General features: G+C 68.8%; 26 protein-coding genes, 1 tRNA gene and 1 pseudogene. 18 read left to right on the top strand and 10 right to left on the bottom strand.

Annotated elements, in window-relative coordinates; all coding sequences use genetic code 11:
• Positions 1-36 precede the first annotated feature (36 nt).
• The gene (locus tag Pta02_RS35990) at positions 37-888 is read left to right on the top strand and encodes a sugar phosphate isomerase/epimerase family protein (protein WP_203879496.1); all 852 of its coding nucleotides are present in this window, start codon (positions 37-39) and stop codon (positions 886-888) included.
• A gap of 11 nt (positions 889-899) precedes the next feature.
• Here Pta02_RS35990 and Pta02_RS35985 read toward each other — a convergent pair whose 3' ends face one another.
• The gene (locus Pta02_RS35985; RefSeq protein ID WP_203879495.1) at positions 900-1,736 is read right to left on the bottom strand and encodes an SDR family NAD(P)-dependent oxidoreductase; all 837 of its coding nucleotides are present in this window, start codon (positions 1,734-1,736) and stop codon (positions 900-902) included.
• Positions 1,737-1,809: 73 nt separating this feature from the next.
• Entirely contained in the window at positions 1,810-4,473 is a 2,664-nt protein-coding gene (locus tag Pta02_RS35980) for a putative bifunctional diguanylate cyclase/phosphodiesterase (RefSeq protein ID WP_203879494.1), read from the bottom strand.
• A 548-nt stretch (positions 4,474-5,021) separates the two neighbouring features.
• Between Pta02_RS35980 and Pta02_RS35975 the strand changes: the two genes are divergently transcribed.
• The 12 genes from Pta02_RS35975 to Pta02_RS35925 all read left to right on the top strand — a co-directional run bounded on the left by Pta02_RS35975 (position 5,022) and on the right by Pta02_RS35925 (position 12,433).
• Positions 5,022-6,275: an MFS transporter gene (locus tag Pta02_RS35975; RefSeq protein ID WP_203879493.1), complete on the top strand. Its 1,254-nt coding sequence runs from the start codon at positions 5,022-5,024 to the stop codon at positions 6,273-6,275.
• A 149-nt stretch (positions 6,276-6,424) separates the two neighbouring features.
• Entirely contained in the window at positions 6,425-7,303 is an 879-nt protein-coding gene (locus Pta02_RS35970) for a sulfotransferase family protein (RefSeq protein ID WP_203879492.1), read from the top strand.
• Positions 7,300-8,457, top strand: coding sequence for a glycosyltransferase family 4 protein (locus Pta02_RS35965; protein WP_203879491.1), 1,158 nt, complete (start codon positions 7,300-7,302; stop codon positions 8,455-8,457). Before Pta02_RS35970 ends, Pta02_RS35965 begins: the two co-directional genes overlap by 4 nt.
• Positions 8,458-8,633: 176 nt before the next feature.
• The gene (locus tag Pta02_RS35960) at positions 8,634-8,828 is read left to right on the top strand and encodes a CsbD family protein (protein ID WP_203879490.1); all 195 of its coding nucleotides are present in this window, start codon (positions 8,634-8,636) and stop codon (positions 8,826-8,828) included.
• An 81-nt stretch (positions 8,829-8,909) separates the two neighbouring features.
• Positions 8,910-9,194: a GNAT family N-acetyltransferase gene (locus Pta02_RS35955; RefSeq protein ID WP_203879489.1), complete on the top strand. Its 285-nt coding sequence runs from the start codon at positions 8,910-8,912 to the stop codon at positions 9,192-9,194.
• Positions 9,195-9,507: 313 nt separating this feature from the next.
• Complete coding sequence (locus tag Pta02_RS35950) at positions 9,508-9,729, top strand: hypothetical protein (RefSeq protein ID WP_203879488.1); 222 nt, start codon at positions 9,508-9,510, stop codon at positions 9,727-9,729.
• Positions 9,730-9,756: 27 nt separating this feature from the next.
• Entirely contained in the window at positions 9,757-10,170 is a 414-nt protein-coding gene (locus tag Pta02_RS35945; protein ID WP_203879487.1) for a VOC family protein, read from the top strand.
• 151 nt (positions 10,171-10,321) lie between these two features.
• Positions 10,322-10,441, top strand: a complete 120-nt coding sequence (locus tag Pta02_RS41630; RefSeq protein ID WP_211264163.1) for a DLW-39 family protein — start codon at positions 10,322-10,324, stop codon at positions 10,439-10,441.
• A gap of 53 nt (positions 10,442-10,494) precedes the next feature.
• Positions 10,495-11,211, top strand: a complete 717-nt coding sequence (locus Pta02_RS35940) for an HAD-IA family hydrolase (protein ID WP_239131498.1) — start codon at positions 10,495-10,497, stop codon at positions 11,209-11,211.
• 105 nt (positions 11,212-11,316) lie between these two features.
• Positions 11,317-11,392: transfer RNA gene (locus tag Pta02_RS35935), tRNA-Ala, on the top strand.
• Between the two features lie 317 nt (positions 11,393-11,709).
• On the top strand, positions 11,710-12,006 hold the full coding sequence (locus Pta02_RS35930) for a nucleotidyltransferase family protein (RefSeq protein WP_203879485.1): 297 nt from the start codon (positions 11,710-11,712) through the stop codon (positions 12,004-12,006).
• The gene (locus Pta02_RS35925; RefSeq protein WP_203879484.1) at positions 11,996-12,433 is read left to right on the top strand and encodes a HepT-like ribonuclease domain-containing protein; all 438 of its coding nucleotides are present in this window, start codon (positions 11,996-11,998) and stop codon (positions 12,431-12,433) included. The genes Pta02_RS35930 and Pta02_RS35925 overlap by 11 nt, the downstream gene beginning before the upstream one ends.
• Positions 12,434-13,275: 842 nt before the next feature.
• On the opposite strand, the gene Pta02_RS35920 is transcribed toward Pta02_RS35925, so the two are convergent.
• A complete protein-coding gene (locus Pta02_RS35920) occupies positions 13,276-13,509 on the bottom strand; it encodes a hypothetical protein (protein ID WP_203879483.1) in 234 nt (77 codons plus the stop codon).
• Between the two features lie 505 nt (positions 13,510-14,014).
• Positions 14,015-14,839, bottom strand: coding sequence for a hypothetical protein (locus Pta02_RS35915; protein ID WP_203879482.1), 825 nt, complete (start codon positions 14,837-14,839; stop codon positions 14,015-14,017).
• Between the two features lie 266 nt (positions 14,840-15,105).
• On the opposite strand from Pta02_RS35915, the gene Pta02_RS35910 reads away from it, so the two are divergent.
• The 4 genes from Pta02_RS35910 to Pta02_RS35895 all read left to right on the top strand — a co-directional run bounded on the left by Pta02_RS35910 (position 15,106) and on the right by Pta02_RS35895 (position 18,525).
• Positions 15,106-16,311 carry a sensor histidine kinase gene (locus tag Pta02_RS35910; protein ID WP_203879481.1) on the top strand — a complete coding sequence of 402 codons (1,206 nt, stop codon included), beginning with the start codon at positions 15,106-15,108 and terminating at the stop codon, positions 16,309-16,311.
• Positions 16,302-16,985 carry a LuxR C-terminal-related transcriptional regulator gene (locus Pta02_RS35905; RefSeq protein WP_239131497.1) on the top strand — a complete coding sequence of 228 codons (684 nt, stop codon included), beginning with the start codon at positions 16,302-16,304 and terminating at the stop codon, positions 16,983-16,985. The genes Pta02_RS35910 and Pta02_RS35905 overlap by 10 nt, the downstream gene beginning before the upstream one ends.
• A 98-nt stretch (positions 16,986-17,083) precedes the next feature.
• A complete protein-coding gene (locus Pta02_RS35900) occupies positions 17,084-17,800 on the top strand; it encodes a DUF6882 domain-containing protein (RefSeq protein WP_203879480.1) in 717 nt (238 codons plus the stop codon).
• 368 nt (positions 17,801-18,168) lie between these two features.
• Positions 18,169-18,525, top strand: a complete 357-nt coding sequence (locus Pta02_RS35895; protein WP_203879479.1) for a helix-turn-helix domain-containing protein — start codon at positions 18,169-18,171, stop codon at positions 18,523-18,525.
• A 26-nt stretch (positions 18,526-18,551) separates the two neighbouring features.
• Here Pta02_RS35895 and Pta02_RS35890 read toward each other — a convergent pair whose 3' ends face one another.
• The 3 genes from Pta02_RS35890 to Pta02_RS35880 are packed head-to-tail and all read right to left on the bottom strand — an operon-like array spanning position 18,552 to position 20,009.
• Positions 18,552-19,142 (bottom strand): ClpP family protease, encoded by a 591-nt coding sequence (locus Pta02_RS35890; protein ID WP_203879478.1) that lies wholly within the window; start codon positions 19,140-19,142, stop codon positions 18,552-18,554.
• Positions 19,139-19,765: a ClpP family protease gene (locus Pta02_RS35885; RefSeq protein WP_203879477.1), complete on the bottom strand. Its 627-nt coding sequence runs from the start codon at positions 19,763-19,765 to the stop codon at positions 19,139-19,141. The genes Pta02_RS35890 and Pta02_RS35885 overlap by 4 nt, the downstream gene beginning before the upstream one ends.
• A 7-nt stretch (positions 19,766-19,772) precedes the next feature.
• A complete protein-coding gene (locus tag Pta02_RS35880; protein WP_203879476.1) occupies positions 19,773-20,009 on the bottom strand; it encodes a hypothetical protein in 237 nt (78 codons plus the stop codon).
• Between the two features lie 25 nt (positions 20,010-20,034).
• Here Pta02_RS35880 and Pta02_RS42405 point away from each other — a divergent pair.
• A pseudogene (locus Pta02_RS42405) lies at positions 20,035-20,142 on the top strand (IS110 family transposase); the annotation flags it as partial.
• An 8-nt stretch (positions 20,143-20,150) separates the two neighbouring features.
• On the opposite strand, the gene Pta02_RS35875 reads toward Pta02_RS42405, so the two are convergent.
• The 3 genes from Pta02_RS35875 to Pta02_RS35865 form a co-directional block, all read right to left on the bottom strand.
• The gene (locus Pta02_RS35875) at positions 20,151-20,375 is read right to left on the bottom strand and encodes a DUF4279 domain-containing protein (RefSeq protein ID WP_203879475.1); all 225 of its coding nucleotides are present in this window, start codon (positions 20,373-20,375) and stop codon (positions 20,151-20,153) included.
• 645 nt (positions 20,376-21,020) lie between these two features.
• Positions 21,021-21,539, bottom strand: a complete 519-nt coding sequence (locus tag Pta02_RS35870) for a DUF6461 domain-containing protein (protein ID WP_203879474.1) — start codon at positions 21,537-21,539, stop codon at positions 21,021-21,023.
• A gap of 98 nt (positions 21,540-21,637) precedes the next feature.
• Positions 21,638-22,249 carry a DUF6461 domain-containing protein gene (locus tag Pta02_RS35865; RefSeq protein WP_203879473.1) on the bottom strand — a complete coding sequence of 204 codons (612 nt, stop codon included), beginning with the start codon at positions 22,247-22,249 and terminating at the stop codon, positions 21,638-21,640.
• Between the last annotated feature and the right edge of the window lie 206 nt (positions 22,250-22,455).

Raw genomic sequence — 22,455 nt, 5'->3', positions numbered from 1 at the left:
CGACCGCAGCGCGCGCCACGTACGGCAGGAGCCCCGATGACCCTCTCCACCCGGCAGATCACCGCCTCGAACTTCGCCTACCAGCACCAGCCCTTCGAGCGCTTCCTCGACGACGCCGCCGAGCTCGGCCGTGAACGGCTGGAGCTGTGGGGCATCGCGCCGCAGCTGCACATCCCCCGGCTGAGCGACGCCGAGGCGCGGGCCGTGCGCCGCGGCGCCGAGGCGCGGGGGCTCGCGGTGCACTGCCTGACCCCCGAGCAGGTGATGTACCCGGTCAACGTGGCCTCCCCCGTCACCTGGCTGCGCGCCGAGAGCATCGCCGTGTTCCGCCGCGCGGCCGAACTGTGCGCGGAGCTCGGGGCGGAGCTGCTCCTGCTCACCCCGGGCCGCGGCTTCGAGAACGAGCCGGTGGAGGCCGCCTGGCGCCGCTCCGTCGACGCGATCGGCGAGATCGCCGCCTACGCCGGGGCGCTCGGGGTGACGTGCGTGCTGGAACCCCTGCAGCGCGTGGAGTCGAACCTCGTCAACGACTGCCGCACGCTCGCGACGATGATCGACGAGGTGGGCGCCGCCAACCTCGGCGCCGTGCTCGACACCGTGGGCATGGCCGTCGCGGGCGAGAGCGTCGACGACTACTTCGACGCTCTCGGCGACCGCGTCCGCCACGTGCACCTCGTCGACGGCCGCCCCGCCGGGCACCTGGCGTGGGGCGACGGCGAGCTCCCGCTGGCCGGCTATCTGGCCGACCTGGACCGCCGGGGGTACCGGGGGCACATGACCTTCGAGCTGTTCGGCGACGGCACCTACGCCTTCGATCCTCGGCCGGTGGTGGAGCGGTGCCTGGCGGCGGTGCGCGCCGTACTTAAAACCCCTGCCGGGACCGCCTGACAGGGGAGTGTCTACTCCCCGCCCCGGTCCTCGCCCTCCCCGTCCGGGTCCCCGCTCCCGGGCTCGGTCATCCGCCGGGTCATCTTCGCCTGGGCGGACTCGGGCATGATCTTGCCCGCCACGGCCTGCACCACGTTCTTCTTCGACCCGGCCACCACGTGGTCGTCGCCGGACATCAGCGCCTTGAAGCCCTGGCGCGCCACCTCGGCGGGGTCGTCCTTCTGCCCCGCGCCCACCTTGGTGTCCTCCATGTCGGCGCGGCGGAAGAAGTCGGTGTCGGTCGGGCCGGGCAGCAGGGCGGTGACGGTGACACCGGTGTCCTTGAGCTCCTCGCGGATCCCCTCGGAGAAGGAGTACAGGAACGCCTTGGAGGCCGCGTACACCGCGTGGAACGGCCCGGGCATCGTGCCCGCGATCGAGGAGGTGAACAGGACCCGTCCCCGACCGCGCTCGACCATGCCGGGCAGGACGAGCTTGGCCAGGTGCACCGAGGAGACCACGTTGAGCTTGATCAGCTTGAGCTCGGCGTTCAGGTCGGTCTCCCGGGCGAAGTCGCCGCTGACGCCGATGCCCGCGTTGACGGCGATCGCGTCCACCGGGCGGCCGGAGGCGGCGATCCGGGTGTGGAGCTCCTCGACGCCCTCGTAGTGGGCGAGGTCCACCTGCACGCTGGAGACCGCCGCGCCGAGGTCCTCCAGCGACCGGGCGGCGGGGAAGAGACGCTCGTCCTCGGCGGCGACGACGAGATCGAATCCGTTCTCGGCGAACTGCCTGGCGAGCTCGTAACCGATGCCGCTGGACGCGCCGGTCACGACGGCCAGAGGTTTCGTCCCATTGGTGTTGTCCATACGGGTCCCGTTCCCCTGACCGGCCGGATGACGCACCCGGCCGGTCAAAAGCGGGCCCCGCCCGGCGTGCCGGTCAGCTGGCCAGGGCCGGGGGCTCCATCGCGTCGGGCCCGCGGCGCGGCAGGCGGGCCTCCAGCATGACGGCCAGGTCGCCGGGGGACAGCGGCCGGGCGAAGTGGAAGCCCTGCGCCAGGCGGTAGCCCATCTGGTACAGCTTCGCCGCCTGCGCCGTGGTCTCCACGCCCTCGGCCACGGCGCCCAGCCCCAGGGCGTGGGCGATCTGCGCGATCGAGGTGGCGATCGCCGCCTCCTCGGCCGTGCCGGCCACCCCGTCGACGAACAGCTTGTCCACCTTCAGGATGTCGACCGGGCAGGTGCGCAGCAGTCCGAGCGAGGAGTGCCCGGTGCCGAAGTCGTCCAGGGCGATCGCGACCCCCAGGGACTGGATGGCCTGGACCGTCTCCACCGCGGGACCGCCGTCGAACACGGCCGTCTCGGTGATCTCCACCAGCAGGTCGCCCGGGCGCAGCCCGGTCTCGGCCAGCACGTCGGCCACGGTCCGGGCGAACGCCGGCTCGCGCAGTTGCCGGGCCGAGACGTTCACCGCCACCCGGGAGGGGGCCGCGACGCCGTAGTCCCGCTGCCACTCGACCATCTGCCGGCACGCCTCGCGCAGCACCCAGTCGCCGATCTGGACGATCATCCCGTTGCGCTCGGCGACGGGGATGAACTCCGCGGGCGAGACCAGTCCGCGCTCCGGGTGGCGCCAGCGGATCAGCGTCTCGACGCCGTAGACGTCGCCGTGGGGCAGCGTGACCACCGGCTGGTACAGCAGGAACAGCTCCTCCCTGGCCAGGGCCCGCTGCAGGTCGGCGCCCATCCGGGCGTGCTCGACGGCTCGGGCGTCCATGCTCTCGCTGTACCAGCGGTAGCCGCTCTTGCCCTGCTCCTTGGCGGCGTACATGGCCACGTCGGCGCGGCGCAGCAGCTCGCTGGCGTCCATGCCCGCGCCGCCGTCGACCAGACCGATGCTGGCCTGGGCGAGCAGCTCGTGGTCCGCGGCGTGCACGGCGGTGCCGAGGGCGACCATGACGTCTTCGATGACCTGCTCGATCTCCGGCCCGCGGACGCTGCGCAGCAGGATGGCGAACTCGTCGCCACCGAGCCGGGCCACCAGGTCGCCGGGCCGTACGCATCCCCTGAGGCGGTCGGCGAGGGCGACCAGGAGGGCGTCGCCGACCGCGTGCCCGAGCCGGTCGTTGATCGCCTTGAAGTCGTCGATGTCGATCAGTGCCAGCACGACGTCGTACCCGGCGGCCAGCTCCTCGGCAGTCCGCTCGGCGAACAGGGTCCGGTTGGCGAGCTGGGTCAGCGCGTCGTGGGTGACCTGGTGGGCCAGCTGGTCCTGGAAGCGGCGGGTCTCGGTGATGTCGCGGGCGTTGCTGACGATGCCGCCGACGCTGGGCTCGTCGAACCGGTTGGTGGCGAAGACGTCGAGCCAGCGCCAGGACCCGTCGGCGTGGCGCATCCGGGCCTGGCACGAGGCGGTGGCGCCGACGCGCTCCATCAGCCTCTCGCGGAAGTCCTGCATCACCGGCAGGTCGTCCGGGTGGACGCACTGGGTGACCGGCCGGCCGAGCCAGTGGTCGGCCGGCATGCCGAGGATCCGCTCGACGCTCGGGCTGATGTAGGTCACCCGGCTCTTGAAGTCGGTGATCAGGGTGATGTCGGAGGAGTTCTGCACCAGCGAGCGGAAGCGCCGCTCGTGCCGGCCCAGCTCGGAGATGCTGGAGTCCAGGCGGTCCAGCAGGCGGGCGTTGTCGTACAGGGCGGTCAGCTGCCGGATCACCACCAGCGCGGTCAGGGCGATGACGCCGATCACGACCAGCCGGACCGTCGTGTTCGCCTCGCGCGTGGACAGCAGCAGCAGGACGTAGGTGGCCGCGACCGCGACGTACGGCAGCGGGCTGAACGGGCGCCGCGCGGTCGGCCTGGCCTCGGAGGCGACGGCCCGGCGCTGCCGCTCGGCGGCCAGCGCCATGACCAGGCAGCCGATCGGGAGGGCGATCTGGGAGGCGTAGACGTTCGGGTTGTCGCCCAGGATCGGGGTGAGCACGCTGCTGACCGTGGCCGAGATCAGGATCGACAGCGTCAGCAGCCACAGGGCGCCCCGGTCCAGGGGACCCACGCCGGTCAGCGCCAGCTTGGCGGCGGCCAGCATCACGAAGCAGGACAGCGCGACGATGCTCGCCAGCGACCACCACGAGCCGGTGACGGCTACCAGCTCCGTGCCGCCCACCAGCGCGTAGTGGCCGATGAACAGGCTGCCGGCCAGCAGGAAGACGGCGGTGTCGAGCCCCAGCCGCAGCCACTGGCCGGGGGAGCGGCTCCCGACGGGCGTGCGCAGCAGCGCCCACAGGACCACCATGACGGTGACGCAGTAGAAGCCCACGGACAGCGGGCGGACGTACGGCCACGCCTCGCCGGGCCCGGCGGTGTCGATCGCGTCACCGATCACGCCGAAGGCGACCAGCACCAGCGCCAGCGCCAGGCGCCGCCACAGCAGGCGCACGGGCACGGCGAGCGTGGAGAGCCGGGAGACGCTCCAGGTGGCGTAGGCGGTGACCGCGGCGCACACCGGCAGCGGCACCCAGGCCAGCACCGGCGCCACGGTGCCCGTCAGGTTGACGGCGCACCACGCGATATTGAATACGGCCAGTACGGTGATAACGACCACCGGCCATACCGGACCCCGGTTCGAAGCGGAACCGGACGGTACGGCGAGCGTTGCCTGACCTTCCGACATTTTCCGCTCCCTCATCTCCAACAACGTCATCGCATGTCCATCGGCCGGTGGGACACGGTTATGAGGATTTCCCCTTGCAACCCGCTGGCACCTGTTTTCTTCCCCTCCGCGCTGGTCACGCCCATGACGTTGCGAGCGGTATGTCCGTAATTCGTGTTGTCTCAGCAGTACCCCGGCGCAGCGCAATGGTGCCGATCCCCGGATCAGCAACCCGTAGGACCGGGGAAAGCTCCGGTCAACGGGACGCCCTTTTCCACAAGCCCCGGTAAAGAGAGATAGGGCTTTTCCCGCCCGTCCCGGACGGGTGATCGGAAAAGGCGCGACCGGGTGATCGGGGGAGGGATGGACGGGGTGATCTGGAGATGACCGGAGGGGGTCCCCGCCCGGCGCGGGCCCGGACGCACCGGTTTATTGATGCGACATCAAGGACGAAAAGCGGCAAGATGGACTCCTTCGTGACTTCCTGAAGGAGCCATCCGGTGAACAGCTACCGCCGCGATCTCGCCATGCTCGCGGATCACCGTTTCGCCCTGCTGCTCACCGCCCGGACCGTCTCGGTGCTGGGTACGGCCTTCGCCCCGGTGGCCCTGGCCTTCGGCGTCCTGGGGATGCCCGGCGCGACCGCCACGACGCTGTCGGTGGTGCTCACCGCCGAGGCGCTGCCGACGGTGCTGTTCATGCTCGTCGGCGGGGTCGTCGCCGACCGCCTCCCGCGCCAGCGGGTGATGATGGCCGGCGAGATCCTCAACGCCGTGGCGTTCTTCGGCCTGTCCGCGATGCTGCTCACCGGCTGGACCCCGCTCCCCGTCATGGCGACGGCGGCCGCGATCAGCGGCGTCGCGATGGCGGCCATGTACCCCGCGCTGACCGGCATCATCCCCGACGTCGTGCCCGCCGACCGGCTGCAGACCGCCAACGCCCTGCTGGGGCTGGGCGCCAACATCTCCCGCGTGGCGGGACTCGTGCTGAGCGGGGCCACGGTGGTCCTGGTCGGCGGGGGCTGGGCGCTGGCCATCAGTGGCGCCATGTTCACGGCGGCGGCCGTACTCCTGGCGGCGCTGCGCCTGACCCCGGCGGAGGCGCGCTCCGCGCAGGCGACCCCCTCCGTGCTGGCCGAGCTGCGGGAGGGCTGGCGCGAGTTCGCCTCCCGGCAGTGGCTGTGGGTGGTCGTCGCCCAGTTCTCGGTGCTGGTGATGGCCGTGCAGGCCGCGCACGGCGTGCTCGGCCCGCTGGTGGCCAAGGAGAGCCTGGGCGGGGCCGCCGCCTGGTCGGCGATCCTGGCGGGCGAGGCGGTGGGCATGCTCGGCGGAGTCGTCTTCGCGCTGCGGTTCCGGCCCCGCCGCCCCATCCTGGTGGGCACGATCCTCACCATGTTCGCCGCGCTGCCGTACCTGCTGCTCGGCGTGGGAGCCCCGCTGTGGGCGGTCGTGCTGGGGGCCGTCACGATGGGCGTCAGCTTCGACGTCTTCGGAGTGCTGTGGAGCACCACCATGCAGCGTGAGATCCCCGCCGAGGCGCTGTCGCGGGTGAGCTCCTACGACGCCCTGGGGTCGTTGATGTTCGGCCCGATCGGACTGCTGGTGGCCGGACCGGTCGCCATCCTGATCGGGCCCAGGCCGGCGCTGCTGGCGTGCGCCGCGCTGGTCGTCCTGGTCGCCCTCGCCGCGCTGCTCTCCCCCGGGGTGCGCCGGATGCGGGCTCCCGAGGCCGCCGAGGAGGCGCTGGCCCACTGACGTCCCGGGCCGTCCGGGGTGCGTTTCCCTCATTCGGGGATCTTCCCCCCATACCTTCTGAGGCCGGGGCGGAACATGGGCGTTTCCTGTGAGTCCGCAGGTGCGAACACACAGTGAACTGACAGGAAAGGCGAGTAGCCTGCCTCGGCATGAACTGGCAGCGCACAGTCAATGACGCTCTGATCAGGTTCACCGGGTTCCGGCTCGCCCGGGCGGACAGGACTCTCACGGCCGTCACCGCCTCCGCGCCGGTCTCCGCCGCTCCGGAGGAACTCGTCCGGCCGCCCGCCGATCCGCAGACGGACCGGCTGCTGACCGCGCCGATCTTCATCCTGTCGCCGGTCAGGTCGGGCTCCACGCTGCTGAGGGCGGTGCTGGGCGCCCACTCCATGCTGCACGCCCCGCACGAGCTGCACGTGCGCCGCCTGACCGTGGGCTTCGGCACCTCGCTGTCGCGCAAGGCGATGGAGGCGCTCGGGCACAACCAGGCCGATCTGGAGCACCTGCTGTGGGACCGGGTGCTCCACCGGGAACTGGTGCGCAGCGGCAAGTCCTTCATCGTGGACAAGACGCCCGCCAACGCCTTCGCCTTCGGCCGCATCGCGACCTGCTGGCCCGACGCCCGCTTCATCTTCCTGCTGCGCCACCCGGCCTCCATCGCCGCCTCCTGGCACGAGGCCAGCCCGGACAGGCGCACGGCGCACGAGGCCACCCTGGACGCGCTGCGCTACATGCGGGCGGTCCAGCGGGCGCGCAAGGCGTTGGCCGGCCTGACGGTGCGCTACGAGGACCTGACCGGCGACCCCGAGACGGAGACCCGCCGCGTCTGCGAGTTCCTGGCCATCCCGTGGGAGGCGGGGATGCTCTCGTACGGCGAGCAGGAAGTGATCGCCAAGGGCCTGGGGGACTGGAAGGAGAAGATCCAGTCGGGCACCGTGCAGCAGGGCCGCGACCTGCCCGGCGAGGACGGGATCCCCGAGGAACTGAAACCCATCTGCCGTAGCTGGGGCTACCTGGCGAAGCCATGAAGATCCGCTACATGCTCCTGCACGCCTACGGCATGGGCGGCACGATCCGCACCGTGATCAACCAGGCGGAGGCGATGGCCGAGGCGGGACACGAGGTCGAGATCGTCAGCGTGGTCCGGCGCCGCGACGAGCCGCGCTTCCCGTTGGATCCGCGTGTCGCTCTCACCGCCCTGGTGGACCAGCGGGACGGGACCCGGCCCGACTCCTTCGGCCGGCGGCTCTGGCGGGTGGTGCGCGGCCGCATGGTCCCGCGCGGGGAGTTCGCCGCGGGTTACTTCACCGAGCGCGTGGAGAGGGCCGTCATCGACTACGTCGCCTCGCTGCAGGACGGCGTCCTGGTGACCACCCGCCCCGCCCTGAACCTCATCTCGGCCCGCTGCGCCTCCGGGAGCGTGGTCCGGGTCGCCCAGGAGCACATGAACCTGGCGACGCACCGCGAGGCCGTCCGCCGGCAGATCATCCGCCACTACCGGAAGCTGGACGCGGTCGTGGTCCTGACCGGCACCGACCGCCGGGACTATCAGCGCGTGCTGCCGGGAACCCCGGTCCTGCGGATCCCCAACGCCATCGACACCCTCGGCCTGCGCCTTTCCACCCACGAGAACCGGGTGGCGGTGGCCGCGGGACGCCTGGTGACGCAGAAGGGCTTCGACATGCTCGTCCCGGCCTTCGCGCAGGTCGTCCGCGATCATCCGGACTGGCGGCTGCGCGTCTTCGGCACGGGGCAGAAGAAGGCCGAGCTGCGGGCGCTGATCAAGAAGTACGGGATGGACGGCGTCATCACCCTGATGGGCCAGAGCGACCGGCTGGCCGACGAACTGGCGGACGCCTCGCTCTATGTGCTCAGCTCCCGCTTCGAGGGGCTGCCCATGGTGATGATCGAGGCCATGTCGCACGCGTTGCCGGTGGTGGCCTTCGACTGCCCGACCGGTCCGGCCGACGTCCTGATCGACGGGGTCGACGGGCTGCTCGTCCCCCCGGAGGACGTGGACGCCCTGGCCGCGGGGATCCGCCGCCTCGTCGCCGACCGGGAACTGCGCCGCAGGATGGGCGCCGCGGCCCTGGTGACCGTGCGGGAGTACGCCCCGGACAGGGTGATGCCGCACTGGGAGAACCTGTTCGCCGAACTGCTCGGGGAGAGGTGCGAGGCCTGACCGGGCGGGCGGGGTCGAGCGGTGCCGGGTGGGCGGGGTCGAGCGGTGCCGGGTGGGGCGGGGTCGAGCGGTGCCGGGTGGGGCGGGGTGAGCGGGGCCGGAGTTTGCCTTCGTCGTGTGGGGATAGGGGATCTCACTGTTGCCAGTGAACGCCTCGTATGACGAAGGAGATCATCATGGGAACCGACGACAAGATCGCCAACAAGGCTCAGGAGCTCAAGGGCCGTGTGAAGGAGAACGTCGGCGACGCCACCGACGACCGGGACCTGCAGGCCGAGGGCCGCGCCGACCAGACCGAGGGCAGCCTCCGGCAGGCCGGCGAGAAGGTCAAGGACGCCGGCAAGAAGGTCAAGGACGCCTTCACGAACTGACGACCGGCCACGGCCTCCGGGAATGAACGCCCCGGAGGATCGGCTGGCTGATCTGTGAGGAGAAGACGGAAGGAGGCCACGATGACCGTCAGGGTCACGGCCGTACCGGAGATGAACCTCTTCGAAGCCGAGATCGACGGCAGTCACGTAGGCCAGATCGAGTACGTCCGCAAGGACGATGTGATCGTCTACACCCACACCGAGGTGGACAAGGCCTTCGAGGGCAGGGGGATAGGCGGCACGCTCGTCCGGGCGGCTCTGGACGCTGCGCGGGTCGAAGGATCGAAGGTGATCCCCCGCTGCTCGTTCGTGAGGTCCTGGATCGACCTCCACCCCGAGTACAGCGATCTCCTCGGGGAGAGATGACCCTCTCCGACGGGTGATCCTCCTTGAGGAGGAGCGGCCACGGCGGGCTCCCGGCTCCGGCTGGGAGCCCGCGGACGGCTCAGGCCGGAAGCTCCGGACGGCTCAGGCCGGGAGTCTGCGGATCGGGCGAATCATCTCACCACACCACATACCCATAAGATCCTGAGGATCTCGGGGGAGACGGTGAGTGAAAGACGCCCGGTCTCCCTGCTCGTTTCCCGGTACGCCCCACGCCCGGCTCCGGCGCCTCCGCCGTACTCCCCCCAGGCTCATGCCGTACCGCCCCGTGCCTGCGACGCACTCCCCTGCACCCGTGCCGTGTCTGCCCGCTCCCGCGCTGTGCTCCCCCGCCGGTGCGCTGTGCGAGCCGGGCAGCGGACAGCGTTACGCGGGCTGGGGGCTGACCACGGTGAAGGACTTCCCCGACGATCTCAGCTGCGCCGACCTCACCGGCGTGAAGGCGGACGGGGTCGATCTGATCTCCGTACGGCTCGACCGCGCGATGAGGAACGCCCTGGCCCGGCCCGCCCGTTAGCCGGGCCCGGTCCGGCAGGCTGGGGTCATGTTGCATCACGTCGAACTGTGGGTCCCCGATCTCGGCCGCGCCGTCACGTCGTGGGGATGGCTGCTCGGCGAGCTGGGATACCTGCCGTTCCAGGAGTGGGAGGCCGGCCGGAGCTGGGCGATGGACGGGGTGTACATCGTCGTCGAGCAGTCGCCCGCGCTGAGCGCCCCCGTCCACGATCGATGCCGACCGGGGCTGAATCACCTGGCCTTCCGGGTGGCCGGGACGCGGCGGGTGGACGACCTCGTCGCGGCGGCCCCGCGGTACGGCTGGAGCCTGATGTTCGCCGACCGCCATCCCCACGCCGGCGGAGCCGGCCACTACGCGGCCTATCTGGAGAACGAGGACGGGTTCGAGGCCGAGCTCGTGGCGGATCGTGATCATGCAGGCGCGAGCCGTACCGAAGAGTGACGGAAATCACGGTGTGAACGGAGATTCACCGCTCCCGTATTGTGCGCATACCGGGTCATCGGCCGATCCCTTGCTAGGCTGCAAGGAACCGTTGGAACCGGGCGTCGTCTCACCCCGGCAGGTGAGACCGTCGAAGAAGTGGGGTCACACCGTGAAGAAGCTGCTCGTTCTGGCGCTTGTCGCTCTCGGGGGGCTGCTGGTCTGGCGCAAGGTCCAGGCCGACCGCGCCGAGCTCGATCTCTGGACCGAGGCGACCGGCAGCGAGAACTGATCAACGCGGCGACCGACTCGGGTGCTCACATGGTCCTAAGCAAGGTTGGAGGGATGACTCCCATCAAGCTTGCCTGTCTGGATCTGGCAGGCACCACGATCGGTGACGTCGCCATGGTCGAACGGGCGTTCGCCGAGGCGATCGCCACGCAGGGCATCGTGCCCGGGACCGGTGCGTACGCGCGCGCCATGGTGCATGTGCACCGGTCCCGGGGCTGCCCCAAGATCGATGTGTTCCGGGGCATCTTCCCCGACAACGAGGCCCAAGCCCAGGCGGCCAACCTGACCTTCGAGCGCTCCTACGAGGGCGCGATCGAGCGCTCGGGGCTCCTGCCCCTGCCCGGCACCGTCGAGGCGCTCGACAAGCTCCGCAGCGCCGAGGTCAAGGTCTGCCTCATCACCGGGTTCAGCCGCTCGACCCTCGGCCGCGTCCTGTCCGCCCTGAGCTGGTCCGACAAGATAGACCTCGCCCTGTGCCCCGAAGACGCCGGCCGCGGCCGTCCCATGCCCGACATGGTCCTCACCGCGGTCCTGCGCCTGGGCGTCGAGGACGTCCGCCAGGTCGCGGTCGCCGGGGACTCCGAGAGCGACATGCTCTGCGGCCGCCGCGCCGGCGCCTCGGTGGTGGCCGGCGTCCTGACCGGAGTCCACAGCCGCGATCGCCTCGTCAACGGCGGCGCCACCCACATCATCGACTCCATCGCCGACTTCCCCGGCCTCATCCTCGGCAGCGACCAGACCGAACCCCCGCTGCCGGCCTCCGTCCACTGACCCCGCCCCGAGCGCCGAGTGGCGGGAACGCCCGGCCTGTTGCTACGGTGTACGACTGAAGCGAGCCGGTCACCGCCATCCTCACAGCTCACCGGCTTGCGTCTCGGGGCCTTAGCTCAGTTGGCAGAGCGCCTGCTTTGCAAGCAGGATGTCAGGAGTTCGAATCTCCTAGGCTCCACCATCCAAAACGCCTTCCATCTGGCTGTCGTCCAGATCTCCAGGCCATCGACTCGCCGGAACCGGCACATCCGAGGCTGAGAGCGGGTACGGCGCGCGTATCGATCGGTGAGCCCGTCCGCGAGGCACGTCCTGCCCACCCGTGAGGCACGTCCGTGGCAGGCCAGGTGTTGCCCACCCGGGCTGCGCCTCCCGGCAGCCCGGTGAGCGTGGCCCGGCGCTCGCCGGCCTTACTCGTCTCGTCCCCGGGTATGGCGAGAAAATGAGGCTGACCGTGTGGCGACGCGGTCGAGATGGCAGCATGAGACCGAGGGAGGTGTCATGGGCATTGACTTCACGACCGTCCACGAGCGCCTGGTCGAGCTGTGTGAGAAGTACGGCATTGCCGAACTGGCCGTATTCGGCTCGGTCGCCCGCGGAGAGGACCGGGACGACAGTGACATCGACTTCCTCTATGTCCTGAAGCCGGACAGTGACATCGGCATCGAGTTCTTCGCCTTCCAGGAGGAACTGGAGAACCTGCTGGGTCGTAAGGTTGACGTGGTCTCCAAGGAAGGTCTCCACTGGGTCATCCGCGATCAGATTCTCGACGATGCTCAGGTGCTGTATGCAGCGTGAGGGCCTCTATCTGGTGGACATCGTGGAGGCTGCCAGGAAGATCGCCTCGTACCTCGAAGGTGTCTCACCCGAGGTGTGGGCGGCCGACTCGATGCGTCGTGATGCGGTCATATGGCAGCTTTCGATCATCGGCGAGGCTGTCGGGGGAATCTCTGAGGAGACTCGGGACGTGACCCCTCAGATCCCCTGGAAATTGATCAGAGGACTGCGCAACAACGTGGTCCATCGGTATTTCAGTGTCGACTGGAAGATCGTGCACACTGCCGCCACAGTGAACGTTCCCGAACTGGAGCGGCAGGTGCGTGATCTTCTGCAGCGTGCTCACCCGGACCTTTTCAAGCGTCTGGAACAGCAGGAATCACGCGAGTCCATCGACTCTTCTGATGTCGGGCCCACAGATTCCTCGCCCGATACGGATCTTCACTGACTTCTTCCTGACACAGTCACGGAAGATGCCGGACGGCTGTGGATCACTCTGAGACGAGGCAGACGGGAAGATCCGGCAGGGGAGGGATGTGCAGGTTCCCGAAGGGTGGACCCGTGCCCGCTGTGTGCCCGTCAGGAGGGTTGTTCACGGGGAATCGCGTGGAGCCACGGGGAACGCGATCAACTACCTGACCAGCGCCGTAGCAGGTCACAAGATTCCATACTGGAGTCGTCCAAACCGGTCGTCAGGTACGGAGGAGGGAGATGGTGATCAACCGCGTCGCAGCAGACAGTGAAACCACTATGTCGGCGGCACTCGACCTCGCCGGGCCTTGGGCAGCAGTAGAGGCTGCCGGGCCATTAGCGGGCCATTATGGGCGGTCAACAGCGGCCAGTCACGGTCACTCGCGGGGAGCCCTCCGTCCAGCTCACGGCCCGTACGGCCGGAGATCGGACCGATTTGCAAGCAGGATGTCAGGAGTTCGAATCTCCTAGGCTCCACCACTCTCACGACACAAAAAGACCAGGTCAGGCACGGTTGCCTCGCCTGAGCTTCGATCTTCATTCGGTCTCGTCCTGCTTGCGTGCCCGATCGTTTCCCGAGTGCCCCATGGGCGAGGCCGTCGAGCTTGCGGGCGACCTCTCGTTGCCGATCGCGGGTGGAGTGCTGATCAAGGGCGGCGCGTCGCGCCGCCATCACGGCTCCCGCTATGCGAGAACCGTTCGGGCATGCGGCTATGCGAGAACCGTCGGGCATGCGGCCTGGGGATCGGTCCCGGTCGGCCCCGCCTACCGCATATCCACCGCGCCGTACCCAACCTGCCCGCTACCGACCCGCCGCCGCTACACGCCGTCAGCTTCTTCCGCCTCACGCTTTTGAGCCGCTCTCTCCGCCGCTACGCGCTCCTTCAGCTCTGCATCCGCAACCTCTCGCGCCCGGTAATTGCGATCATGTACGAGCGCCAGCCGTATCGCTCCGTAGATCACGAAGAAAAGTGCCGCCAGCAATACCGCCAGCGAGAACAACCACGGCAGTACCTCGCCTAACCATACGAAAAGGTCTCTGAACCCACTCACTTAGAACCACCTCAGTTCCCGGTCATGATCCCGAGCAAGCCTGCCGAACCTAGCCCGTACTGTCCATAACCTCTGATGAAGGTTGCAGGTTGCGCCCTTACGAGCACCCGGTGGCGGCTGATCTCCGTACAGGGTGGGGGCGATCACCGGTCCGGGACTTCGTTCCTCAGCCCCGACCCGCCGGATGCCGGGGCGACAAGCGAGAAGATTCCCGTGCCCGTCGCGTGCCCGACGGGGCGGGACCAGCAAGGACGACGGCTACCTGCTCACCATCGTCAGCGACCTCAAGGCGAGCGCCTGAAGAAGGCGGCCGAGAACGCCTGAAACAACGTTTCCCGACGCCGCGCCGTTCGCGAACGGCGCGGCGTCCTGCCTCCCGCGTAGTGCGCTTCGCGGAGCGCCCGCCCGGAGCCGGGCAGAAGCGACGGGCCGGCTTCACGGCTGGGGTGGTCGGCGCTGAAACGGTGGTGCAGGTGTTCGGGCCGCCTGGCCGAACCGCGGCGCATCACCAGCCGCCCTCGAAGAAGGCCAGGAGGGCAGGCGCCGGGTCCATGGCGGTGGCGGTGTTCGCCATCACGACCACCCCCATGAACAGCGGAAACACCGCGGAGAGCACCCCGTAGGACCCCAGCACGCGTCTCGTGCGCCTGTCGGAGCGCGGCGTTCTCGCCAACCACCTCCACGACGCCACGCTCAGGCCCGCGAAGACGGCCACCACGACCGCGCCTGCCACGGCCATCGCTGCGTGATACCGGACGAAGTCGCTGATCATCACCTCGAGAGGGCCGGTGGTCGAGGAGTCGGCCAGCCGTTGCCTGACCTGGCCGAGCGTGTCGCCGAGCCTTCCGCCGCTCCCGCCGGCCGCCAGCATCGGCAGCAGCGAGGCGAAGGGTGCCACAGCACCCTGGATGTTGGCCACCACCAGCAGCACGCAGGACAACGCGAGCATCGTGACAAGAACACCGGCCGAGGCGAAAGCGGCCGCCCGGAGACCGCCGGACCTCGAAAACGCCTTCCACACGACAACCCCGAGGACGATGAGCACGATCAGCAAGATCACAGCGATTGCGGCCTTGACCAGGTGGTAGCGGGACCAGTAGTCGATGACCGTCTGCAAGCCCGGGGTCGGGTCGCGCTCGCCTGAACTCCAGTACTCGGCGAACGCCTGGCGGAGGGTCCGGCGGAGAGTGCTCACCTCGGAGAAGCCACCGGTCGCTCGTGTGGCCGCCAGCGTGTGCGGGGCGAGGACGAAGGCGGTGGCGAGGACCGCCACGAGGGTGGCGAGCACGGCGAACAGGCGGCCGGACGGCTGGGCTGAAGGAGTGTGCAAGGGATTTCCCGACTCGATCGAATGGGTGTGTACGGCCCGCCGACCTGCGAGGTGCGCCGGTGCCGTACCGATCACCCTTCCGCGCGACCGCTCACCCGGTCACCGGGGCGGACCGGACACTTGCAGGTGGGGCCTGCCACACCTTGCGGGCCCGCAAGAGCCTTTTGATCCGGAGCGCGAACCACCGCTGACGCCTACGCGCGCCCGATGCTCGCTGCGTGCGGCCGGGGCCCGATTCGTCCCGGCGCCCGCAATAGGCTGAGGTCATGACCGAGACGCCCACAGGTCGGCGGTCGGGTGTCAGGTTCGTCCTTCGCCTCGGCCGTCGTACGATCGTGGACTCGCTCTACTTGCTCACCGCCCCTGTGACCGCCGCGGCCGGGCTGCTGGTGGTGCTCGCCGGCTTGTGTGCCGCCGTGGCCGGCCGACTGGTGCCGGGCAGGCCGTCCGTCCTGGCCCGGGGGCCGGCGTCGGTGCGGTGGCTCGGCGTGGCGCACGCGGTCGTCGCGCTCCCCGTCGCCCTGGTCACCTCGACGGTGACGGCGATGTGGTGGTTCGTCAGCCTCGGTGCGGCCACCTCCGCCCTGCGCGGTTCCTTCCGGCCCGCTGGATCGATGCGCCCGATCACGCTGACCGTGGGCGGCACCGAATCCCATCTCGCCCTGAGCCTGGGCCTGACCTCACCGGCCGAGCGGTTGACCTTCGGAACCGTGACCGGCCTGGCGATGCTGTGCGCCATGCCGCTGGTGACCCGTGCCTGCGTCGCCGTACAGGCCAGGCTGGGGCGAACGCTGTTGTCGGAGGTATCCCCTCTGCACCGCGGGGTCAGCGGGCTGGAACGGGAACGCGACACCGCCCGCGCGCAGAGCGTCGCCGCGGTCACCGCCGAGGCGGCGGCGCTGCGCCGGCTCGAACGCGACATCCACGACGGCCCCCAGCAGCGGCTGGTCCGCCTGGCTCTCGAACTGGGCCGCGCCCAGCACAACTTCGTCAGCAGGCCCGAGCTGGTCCGCACGGCGCTGGCCGACGCGCTCGTCCAGACCGAGGAGGCGCTGGAGGAGCTGCGGGCCCTGTCGCGCGGCATCGCTCCGCCGATCCTCATCGACCGCGGCCTGCACGCGGCCCTGTCCGCTCTGGCCGCGCGCTCGACCGTGCCCGTCGAGTTCGACGCCGACCCCCTGGAGCACCGCCTGGACGCCGCCGTCGAGGCGGCCGCCTACTTTGTGATCGCCGAGGCCATGACCAACGTGGCCAAGCACAGCTATGCCGACCGGTGCACCATCGGAGTACGCCACGGGGAGGGAAGGATGCGCGTCTGGGTGACGGACGACGGCGTGGGCGGCGCGGCGGTGGCCAAGGGCCACGGCCTGCGAGGGCTGGAGGAGCGGCTGCAGGCGGGCGGTGGCAGGTTGCTGGTCACCAGCCCGTACGACGGCCCGACGACGATCACCGCGGAACTGCCGTGCTGCTGAACCCGCACGAATCAGCGGCGCGCGGCGCGCTCCGGATCGTCTTGGCCGATGACGCCGTCCTGCTGCGTGAAGGCCTGATTCGGCTGCTCCACGAGGACGGTCACCACGTCGTGGCCGCGGTCGGCGACGGCCCGGCCCTGGTCGAGGCGGTGCTCCTGCATCGCCCGGACGTGTCGATCGTCGACGTGCGGATGCCGCCGACCTATACCGACGAGGGCCTGCGCGCCGCGATCGAGGCCCGCTCGCGGGTGCCCGGCGCTCCCGTGCTGGTGCTCAGCCAGTACGTGGAGGCCTCCTACGCGGGCGATCTGCTGGCCGATGGCTCCGGCGCGGTCGGGTACCTGCTGAAGAACCGGGTGGCCAGGGTCCAGGAGTTCCTGGATGCACTGGATCGGGTCGCCAGAGGCGAGACGGTGCTTGATCCGCAGGTGGTCGCGCAGTTGCTGGCCGGTCAGCGCCGGGACGACGTCCTGAGGTCGCTGACCGCACGTGAACGGCAACTCCTGGCACTGATGGCCGAGGGGCATTCCAACACGGCCATCGCCGAACGGCTGGTGGTCTCCGCCAGCACAGTGGAAAAGCACATCGGCAACGTCTTCGCCAAGCTCGGCCTGCAACCCGACGACGCCCTGCACCGCCGCGTCCTCGCCGTCCTCGCCTACCTCAGAGCCTGACAACGGTGGCGACGCGGCCGGGCTCGGCCGATCACCCCCGTGGTCCAAGGCGTCCAGCCCGATTGCCGCCAGCGAACTTGGCTGGTTAGGCTGCCCGCGTGCCGGAAACGATCACTTTGCTGGACCTTCTCGACGACGCGGCGATACTTTCGCTCGAACACCAGCTTCACCTCATGGATCTGGTCGGCGATCACAGCTGGAACGTTGACATGCATCAGCAGCGGTTCGATTTCATCGGCCCCCGCGCGACCACCTGCACCGGCTTTCAGCTGCTCGGAACCGCCGCTCCCGGTCCGCGATCGTGGCTGTGGGCGTGGGCGAACCCGTCCGGGTTTCCCGAGTCGCTGGTGGCGGCGTCCGCGGCTCTGCGCGACTTCGGGGAGCGGCACGGCATAGCCGAACTCGCCTCCGCGGAGGTCCCGTTCGACGCGCTGCCCGGTTCACCCACCGAACCGGCTACGGTCGTCGGGTTCTTCATCGACGCCGCCAAGGCCGTGACGGGCCGCTGGACCTCCTACAACGGCGATGCCGGAGGCGGCACTCGTGCCGCCTTCCTCATCGAGCATCCGGACTTCCAGCTGCCGCCGCCCAACCCGCCCCGCACGATGCGTGTCATCGCGCAGGCACTCACCGACATGTGGGTGACGGACCACCGGCGCGCGCTGCACAGCTATGGCCTGCGGCGACAGCTCAATCCTGTGTTCAGTCCCGACTTCGCGAAGCTCACCTTGTCCGGGCCGGGCTTAGAGGCGACCGTGGAGTTCGACCGGTACGACCGCGTCGCCGACATCGACGCCTCGATGTCACCGCACTAGGCAGCCGGACATCGGAGCCGCTGTGCCGAGGGCACTCGACCGCGCCGGATCGCGGACAGCAGCAGCTGCCTGAGCAGCCGCAGCCGGAGAACTCCGGAAGGTCGTCGGTCGCGGCTACTCGCGGGGGTCCTCCGTCCTGCTCGCGGCCCGTACGGCTGGCCCGGCGCCCGGTGGCGTTGATCGCCGCGATCCGGCCCGGCCACGCCACCGGCCGACAGGACCGGTCATCGGCATCACCGAATGGTCTCCGCTGTGGTGACCACTCGGTGAGCGCACGATTCGCCCTCAGACGAGCCGGAGGAGACGGGAGGATTCCGCTCTGCGCGGATCCGGCCGAACTCGAACGCGTCGTCTACCTAAAGTGAGACATGGCCTCTTCTATCCCACCGCTACGTCCGGCGATCGATAGGACCAGCTCCAAGCCGTCTCCGGCTCGCGAGCCGCTGTGGCGGCACGCGCTCGGTGAGTGCCTCAGAGGCCTCCGTCACGAACGGGGCGAGAAGCTGAGCGAGACGGCACGTCGCGCCGGAGTCTCGCCGCAGTATCTCTCCGAGATGGAACGAGGCCTCAAAGAGCCGTCGAGTGAAATGATCGCTGCGGTCGCCGGCGCGCTGGATGTGACCCTGGTCGATCTGACCCTTGCCGTCGCCGAGAGCGTGCGGTCTGCTCAGAGCAGCGCGTCGAGAGGTGTCACCTGCTCGGCGGCGTACGCTCTGGCCGCGTAGCGTGGCTTGCCGGGATTATCGCCGGCCTATGAACGCTCCTCGATGATCTGATCGAGGAGCCCGTACTCCAAGGCCGTGGCCGCGGTGAACACGCGATCGTGATCGGTGTCGGCGCGTAGGGTCTCGATCGTCTGTCCGGTGTGCCGCGACAGGATGCGCTCGATGTCCGCTCGGACGCGGACGACCTCGTCGGCCTGCAAGATGAGATCGGGGATCGTTCCGCGTCCCTGAGCGGCTGGTTGGTGCAGGATCACTCGTGCGTGCGGGAGAGCGGCACGTTTTCCTTCGGCACCCGCGGCCAGAAGGACGGCACCCACCGCGACGGCCTGTCCGACGCAGGTTGTCGAAACCCGTGGGCGGATATAGCGCATGGTGTCGTATATCGCGAGCATCGCGCTCGGATCCCCGCCTTCACAGTTGATATAGAACTGTATTTCGCCGTCGGGGTTGTCCGACTCCAGGAAAATCAACTGCGCGATGAGCGCGTTCGCGACGCCCGCGTCGATCGCGGTGCCCAGATAGATGATCCGCTCGGTGAGCAGGTGCGAGTAGACATCCATGATCCGCTCGCCACGAGAATTCTGGGTAATGACGTTCGGAATAGTATACGAGGTCACTGGCCGACTCCTTCGGTGACGCCGAATCCGAGCCGTTGGCGATTGCGCGGCGCGATTTCGTCGAAATCTTGCACGATCGCGTCTATGAAGCCGTAGTCCAATGCCTCTTGTGCTGTGTACCAGCGATCGTGCAGAGAGTCCTCGAATATGCGCTCGACGGGCTGCCCCGTGTCCTCGGCGATGAGACCGAGCACCGTGTCGCGAGTATGCCGGAGGTCCCCGGCCTGCAGTTCGATGTCGACTGCGGTGCCGCCGATTCCCGCCGAGCCCTGGTGCATCAGGACACGTGAGTGCGGAAGGGCGCGGCGCTTCCCCCGGGCCCCCGATGACAGCAGGAATTGCCCGGCGCTGTAGGCGATGCCCAGGACGAGTGTCGATACGTCGCAGGGAATGATTCGAATGATGTCGCGGATCGCGAGCATCGAGGGAACCGACCCGCCCGGCGAGTGAATCCACAATGCGATATCCGCCGACGAGTCCTGCGCGGCGAGTGCTATCAGTTGCGTGGTCAGCAGCGTCCCGTTGTCATCATCGAGAGGGCCGTCGAGAACGAGGACACGCTGGTCGTAGAGTTCGCGCCTCACCCGCTCGTTGAACAGTGGGATATTCGATTCTCCGCTCATGCGTCCATCATGTGAGGCGATCAGGACCGGCGTCGACACGATCTGCCTGGGGCAGATCTGCTCTGAGCAGATGGAAATCGGTTTCCGGCCGGTTCACAGCGTTGCGGTTGAGAATCGGGTGGGCGAGAGAGCCGACGGGAGCCTCGGTCTCGATCCCGTCATGATCGGCGGCGCGCAGCCCGTCCGATCCAGCCGACGGGCTGTAGTGGCCGCGGCGAGCGAACTCAAGCAGGTCACCACCCATGGCCGGCTTACCCCCCCGGCACAACGGCACCGCCCCGATTCCGGTCTGCGGCGGCAACGGCGACCGCCATCGGCTCAACCGCGGCGGCGACCGTCAGCTCGACGCCGCCCTGCACCGCATCGCCATCACCCAGGCCCGCTGTCACGCTGGGGCCGGCGCCCTCAGAAGCGAGATCATCTCGTCGACCGGCAGTCCTGGAGCGCGGCACCCGATCTTCCATGCGTGGGCCGCCGGGCGGGGCGGATTCGTGCTGCGCGCACCTCGCACCATGGTTTCGTCCGGATCCAGCCCGATCCGGGCCGCCATGTCCTCGGCGTCCATGATCTCGCTCTTCACGGCGAGGTAGACGTACTGGCGGATGCGCACATGCCGACCCTGAACGATCTCCGAGTCTCACCCGCTTGACATGGGAGCGCCAGGCAGGGCGGGGTGGGCGGCGCGGCGCTCCGGCATTCGCCTAATCTTGCGGCATGTGCCGGCCCGGCTTGGCGAGCATTGAACGCCGTCCTCTACGCGGGGCTGGACTTCCACTCGTGCGGTTGCAACGGTCCGGGCTTTCGACCGCGCACGCCCCGAGAGGTTCGGGAGCGTCTGCAGGTCGCAGCCCGCAGGGAGATCTCCGTCCGTGAGGCCATAGCTCTGCCTGACCCGTACGAGACGTGAAATCCCAGGTCACAGACTGATAGCGGTGCGTGTTGCGGGTCCTGGCCGAAGGGGAGAAGCGGCCTGTCGACGTCGAGGAAGAGCAGCGGGCGTTCAGCATGAGAGGGGTCTCTTCCGGTCACGGCCGGACCCTTCCACATCCTGTCCGCGGCTTCGTTCCCGAAGACCGGGGACGGCTTCGCTTGTCGTCCAAGATCGGCGTACGTTTTTGCAAGCAGGATGTCAGGGGTTCGAATCTCCTGGGCTTTACCACTCTCCCAGCATGAAAAGACCGGCTCAGACATTGTTGCCTCATCCGGGCTTCGATGCGGGCTTCGATCTTCATTCGGCCGGCCGCCTTCCGGGTCGTCACCGCATCGGGCGCCTGCCGTGCCCAGCGAACTCGCCTTCATCGTCTTCGAGGCTCGGTTCGTAGGCGGGATCAAAACCCACCTCCCGCATCGGATCCATCAGACGATCCGGATCACTCCCCCATCGCCACCCGGGAAGCAGCGGATCGAAGGCGGTCGCCAGTTCTCCGTCAACGGCGTACGCGAAGCTGTCAGTCGCGTGATCATGCCGTCGCACCGAAACGGCCTCCGTCCCGGCCGACAGTGCCTGAAAAGCGTCCAACGCCGCCCAGGCACACACCTCGATGAGCACGGTCCAGCCACCCAGACGTCCCGCCAAGACCTTGTTAGGGGTAGGGGGAAACTGCCACTCATCCATCAGCTCCCCGTGAGTGAGCGGCCGGACGCTCCCTTCCTCGATGCCCACGCGCTGCAGTGCCTCAACCTCGTCGAGCCCTCGCACGAAAGTCAGGCACCATACGCCGAGGAGCGCGTCGCCATGGGCGAGCCAGTCGACATCGGCATACATGATCTCCATATGCGCACGCTCCCCACCGGTCTATTGGGACGGTTATCGTCCTAGCTCGGGAACCGGCCCAAGGCGGCTGCCGGCCGTACAGATCGCCGAGAATCGGATCATTGCTCCCTGACCGCCGCTCCCAGCAATGTCAGGTCCAGCACCTCCTTGGAGAGGCTGATGCCGGTGATGATGCTCGCCAGAGCGAATGCGCTCGCGATGCGATCATCGGGAATGGAGTCGTCGAACGTGCGCCGGTCGAACCCGACGTCACGCATCTGGGTGACCCAGCGCTCGGAATCGCTCCCCGAACGGAAACGTGGTGTCAGCGGGTCGAAGGCCACGATCACCTCGCCGTCGATCGCGTGGACGAAGCTGTCCGAGGCGTAGTCGTGCCGGTTGATCGACACGACTTCGGTTCCCCGTGAGACACGCTCCAGCACACCGGAGTCGACCGCGACTCTCCAGCCGGAAGGCTCGATGAGCACGGTCCAGTCGTCCACTTTCACGGCGCCGACGTAACCGATGTCCTCACCTTCCGAGCTCAGTGCCTGCTCTGTCACGAGCTCGTCCAACTCGTCGAAGGTCGTCTCCTCGATCGCGCCCGTGTCCACGCCCAGACGGATGAGCACCTCGTGAGGGGAGAGGTCACGGATGAAGGACACACCGTAGATGTCGTGCAGCGGACCGTCGTTTCTGGAGAGCCAGCCGAACCTACGGATGTCTGACACAGTGACCTCCTCGATCAATTGCGGGTCATCATGGCAGGCGGCTCAGACAAAGTGATCACCTTTCCGGAAGCGTCGACGGCAGGCCGGAAAGCTCGATGAGTTCCGTTCGGCCTCGTCCGGCCTACGTGCCCGATCTCCTTTCGAGCGCCCCGCGGGCAACGCCGGGTGGCGGGACATCCGTAGCCGACACCTGCGAGCCCAGCCGG

Origin of the sequence: Paraplanobispora takensis, from assembly GCF_016863195.1 — a bacterium.
Lineage (GTDB): Bacteria > Actinomycetota > Actinomycetes > Streptosporangiales > Streptosporangiaceae > Planobispora > Planobispora takensis.
The sequence above is the reverse complement of the archived record's forward strand: the minus strand, read 5'-3'. Positions and strand labels throughout refer to the sequence as shown.